Source organism: Ancylobacter sp. 3268 (genome assembly GCF_031456575.1).
In the GTDB taxonomy this organism is placed as follows: domain Bacteria; phylum Pseudomonadota; class Alphaproteobacteria; order Rhizobiales; family Xanthobacteraceae; genus Ancylobacter.
Window position 1 is genome coordinate 1 of sequence record NZ_JAVDUX010000047.1, and the last position, 3,800, is coordinate 3,800.

Consider the following 3,800-nt stretch of genomic DNA (forward strand, 5'->3'; position numbering starts at 1 on the left):
TCTCCGCCCACAAATCATCCGGAAGCAGCTTCTTCACCATGAAGCCAAACTCAAGCCGACATGGTTAACAAACGGTTTTGTTAGGCGCTCTTAATCTCTTGCGGGCAGCCGGGTACGCTGCCCGGCTCCCCGGTCTAGGCCTCGCAGGCCCCATGCCACATTGAGCACAACCTCGATATCGCCATGCGTCGCCTTGGAGTACGGGCAAGTCCGGTGCGCCTCCTCCACAAGGCTGCGGGCGAGTTCCGCATCGAGGCCGGGCAGCCGGACGGTGAGGCGCGCCTGCAGGAAGTGGGCCTCTTCGGGGGTGCCGAGATCGACTTCCACATCGACGGCGAGATCCGCCGGCAGTGCGAGCTTACGCTTGCCGGCAGCGATGCCATGGCGCCAATGAAACAGGCCGACCAACCGGCCGCGAACAGTTGCTCCGGATTGGTGCCGGCGCCGGTGTTGCCCGGCGGCGACAGGCGGATGTCGACCCGCCCTTCCGTGCTGCGCGCCATGCCTCGCGGCCTCCGGTGATATGGAATACGCCGGTTCAGAGAACCGTCCTGACCCTAATCAAGTAACGTTCCTGATCACTCGCGCTGTCCATCGGCACGAGACGGTCGCGAGATCGCGCAGCCACGTATCCGGAGTGTTTATACGCGTTGGCGAACAGCAACGCTATGTATTGACCACGTGCGCAGCACAGTCCGGCATTTCTCGCCCTCGCAAGCCTCCGCACTCTTGCCTGTTCGCACCTCGTGGAGCGCAGTCATGCCATCCCGATAGGCGGGTGGCCGTGTATCACATCATGTTCACGGAATGGATCGTAACACTGGCATTCAATGTCAGCTCCCATCGCACACAGCGCGGATACACGCCGGGACAACAACAACGGCATCTCAGCATTCGGGAGCACCTGATGTCCGACCAGATTGACCAACGCCGGCGCACATTTCTCGGCACCGCCGTCCTCAGTGCCGCGGCCGTGCCTTTCGCCGCCACGCTAGCGGCCGCCCAATCATCCGGCGCCGAGCCATCCACCGCCCCCTTGCCCGCAGCGTCCGTCCGTGCGCCGTCCCGCATCTCCTTCGGGCCGCTGAAGCGCGTCGCCGCCGGCCTGCTCGACGTCGCCTATGCCGAGGAAGGACCAGCCGATGGGCCTCCGGTGCTTCTGCTGCATGGCTGGCCCTACGACATCCACGCCTATGTCGACGTTGCCCCGATCCTCGCCGCGCAAGGCTACCGCGTGCTCGTTCCCTATCTGCGTGGCTATGGCGAAACGCGATTCCGCACCGCCGAAACGCCGCGCAACGGCCAGCAGGCGGCGCTCGCCGTCGACGCCATCACCTTCATGGACGCGCTGAAGATCGACCGTGCCGTACTCGGCGGCTTCGACTGGGGGGCGCGCACGGTCAACATTCTGGCCGCGCTCTGGCCTGAGCGCTGCAAGGCGATGGTGTCGGTCAGCGGCTATCTTATCGGCAGCCAGGAGTCGAACCGTAATCCGCTCCCGCCCAAGGCGGAGCTGCAATGGTGGTACCAGTATTATTTCGCCACCGAGCGCGGCGTGAAGGGCTACCGCCAGTACACCCATGATTTCGCCCGGCTGATCTGGCAGCTGGCCTCGCCCAGATGGGCGTTCGACGACGCAACCTTCGACAGGTCCGCTGCGGCGCTCGACAACCCCGATCACGTCGCCATCAGCATCGACAATTATCGCTGGCGGCTGGGGTTGGCGAAGGGCGAGGCCAAATATGACGAGATCGAAAACAAGCTCGCCCTGTCCCCGACCATCGGCGTTCCGACCATCACCATGGAAGGCGACGCCAACGGCGCACCACATCCCGATCCGGCGGCCTATGCGAAGAAGTTCACCGGCAAATACGAGTTCCGACTGATCAGTGGTGGCATCGGCCACAATCTGCCGCAGGAGGCGCCGGGGGCGTTCGCCAAAGCAATCATCGACGTGGACCGGGCCTGAGGCGAGCGCGCATGAAACGCCTCTACGCACTTGCCGGTCTCGTCGCCATGGCGACGCCGCTGGTCACGGCGGCGGCGAGCCGCGCCACCGTCGACACACCGCCGGCGGAAGCCGCGCCGATTTATGGGGTGACGCTGCCGAAAGGCTACCGGAGTTGGGAACTGATCGCGCCGGCGACGGAGGCCGCGCCCCTTGACGAGTTGCGCGTGGTGCTCGGCAACGAGTCCGCGCTCGACGCCTATCGAGCCGGCACCCTGCCGTTTCCCGACGGCACGCTGCTGGTCAAGCTCGCGTGGAAACAGAAGCCCTCGCCCGAGTTCGGGCCGGCGACCGTCCCGGGCGCGGCGACGACCGTTCAGGTCATGGTGAAGGATTCGCGTCGCTATGCTGCCACCGGCGGCTGGGGCTTCGGACGCTTCGTGAACGGCGTTCCCGTCGACAAAGCGCAGCACGAGACCTGCTGGGGCTGCCATCAGGCGCTGGTGAAAGACCACGACTTCGTCTTTACCCGCTATGCACCGTGATTGGCTGTGAAGAAGCTTATCCCCGCCCGTGGCCTTCGACGAACCCTTAAGCCGGCTCTTGGTTGCGGCAGCGCGCGCTCAGAGGAGCGGCAGATATTTGCCGCCGCCTTCACTTATGTATCGCGCTCGGGCGGGCAGAGGCACGCGTCGCGGAGATCGCGTGCCTCAGCTGGAGTCCCTGGCCGTCGGCGAGCGGCGGAGACCCAGTCGGCCGGTCGCGCGGTGGGGCTGGAGCCCGACAAAGAAGGCAGCGGCGTCACACCGATCCGTGAGCCCTATGTCGGCACCTGCGATTGCCCCTACTACGTGATGCGCAATGGTCGGAGCTGCGGTGGGCGCAGCGCATACAGCAACCCAGGCGGACGGAACCCGAAGTGCTATCGATGATGTGCCAGCGTGGTGGGAGGCGGCAAAAGCCATCGTTCACAGAGGCTATAACGAAAGGACGGTTTGGGGCGGAGGCTGTGTGAAAACCCTTGATTATGCTATGTTTAGGCACTGCTTCGGAGGTGCCAGATGGGACGTTTTGTCGAGGCTGCCGACCGTCATCAGGCGAGCTTTCTGCCGGCTTGTTTGGAGGACTATGTCGATCCCGACAATCCGGTCCGCATCATCGATGCCTTTGTCGATGAACTCGATCTTGCCGAGCTCGGTTTTGCCCGCGTGCAGCCGGCATCGACCGGCAGGCCGGGCTACGCGCCGGGCACGATGCTCAAGCTTTATGTCTATGGATACCTGCATCAGCGACCTCGAGCCGGAAGCTGGAGCGCGAGGCGGGCCGCAACATCGAACTGATGTGGCTGACCGGCAAGCTGGCACCCGACTTCAAGACGATCGCGGACTTCCGCCATGACAATGCCAGCGCGATCCAGATCGCGTGCCAGCGCTTCGTCGCCCTCTGTCGTGCACTGGGTCTTGTCGGTGGCGGCATGGTCGCCATCGACGGGTCACGCTTGCGCGCGGTGAACACGCACCGAGAAGAACTACACTAAGGGCAAGCTGGCGCGCCGGAAGGCCCATGTCGAGGAAAGCATCGCGCGCTATCTCGCTGAGCTTGAGGAAGCCGACAGTGCGGAAACCGGACCGGCCACTCCCCGGATCCATCACCTGACCGAGCGACTGGCGTCGCTGCGTGGTCGGCTTCGCGAACTCGAGGAGATTGGCCAGCAGTTGGAAGCCTCCCCAGATGAGCAGGTGTCGCTCACCGATCCGGATGCCCGTGCCATGGCGACCGGGAGCGACCATCGCGGCGTGGTTGGCTACAACGTCCAGGCGGCCGTCGATACCCGGCACCACATCGTCGTCGC

2 protein-coding genes and 2 pseudogenes are annotated in these 3,800 nt (G+C 64.6%); 3 read left to right on the forward strand and 1 reads right to left on the reverse strand.

Annotated features, from left to right (window positions below; translation table 11 throughout):
- Window positions 1-153: 153 nt before the first annotated feature.
- Window positions 154-523, reverse strand: a pseudogene (locus J2X65_RS26835) (organic hydroperoxide resistance protein); the annotation flags it as partial.
- Window positions 524-907: 384 nt separating this feature from the next.
- Here J2X65_RS26835 and J2X65_RS26840 point away from each other — a divergent pair.
- From J2X65_RS26840 to J2X65_RS26850, 3 genes and pseudogenes are all read left to right on the forward strand, one after another.
- Window positions 908-1,969 (forward strand): alpha/beta hydrolase, encoded by a 1,062-nt coding sequence (locus tag J2X65_RS26840; protein WP_310208547.1) that lies wholly within the window; start codon window positions 908-910, stop codon window positions 1,967-1,969.
- An 11-nt stretch (window positions 1,970-1,980) separates the two neighbouring features.
- The gene (locus J2X65_RS26845) at window positions 1,981-2,493 is read left to right on the forward strand and encodes a cytochrome P460 family protein (RefSeq protein ID WP_404977803.1); all 513 of its coding nucleotides are present in this window, start codon (window positions 1,981-1,983) and stop codon (window positions 2,491-2,493) included.
- A 516-nt stretch (window positions 2,494-3,009) separates the two neighbouring features.
- A pseudogene (locus J2X65_RS26850) lies at window positions 3,010-3,800 on the forward strand (transposase); the annotation flags it as partial.

Bases quoted from the DNA above. Each gene is read 5' to 3' on its own strand.
- J2X65_RS26840 (WP_310208547.1), top strand. From the start codon at position 908: ATGTCCGACCAGATTGACCAACGCCGGCGCACATTTCTCGGCACCGCC.
- J2X65_RS26845 (WP_404977803.1), top strand. From the start codon at position 1,981: ATGAAACGCCTCTACGCACTTGCCGGTCTCGTCGCCATGGCGACGCCG.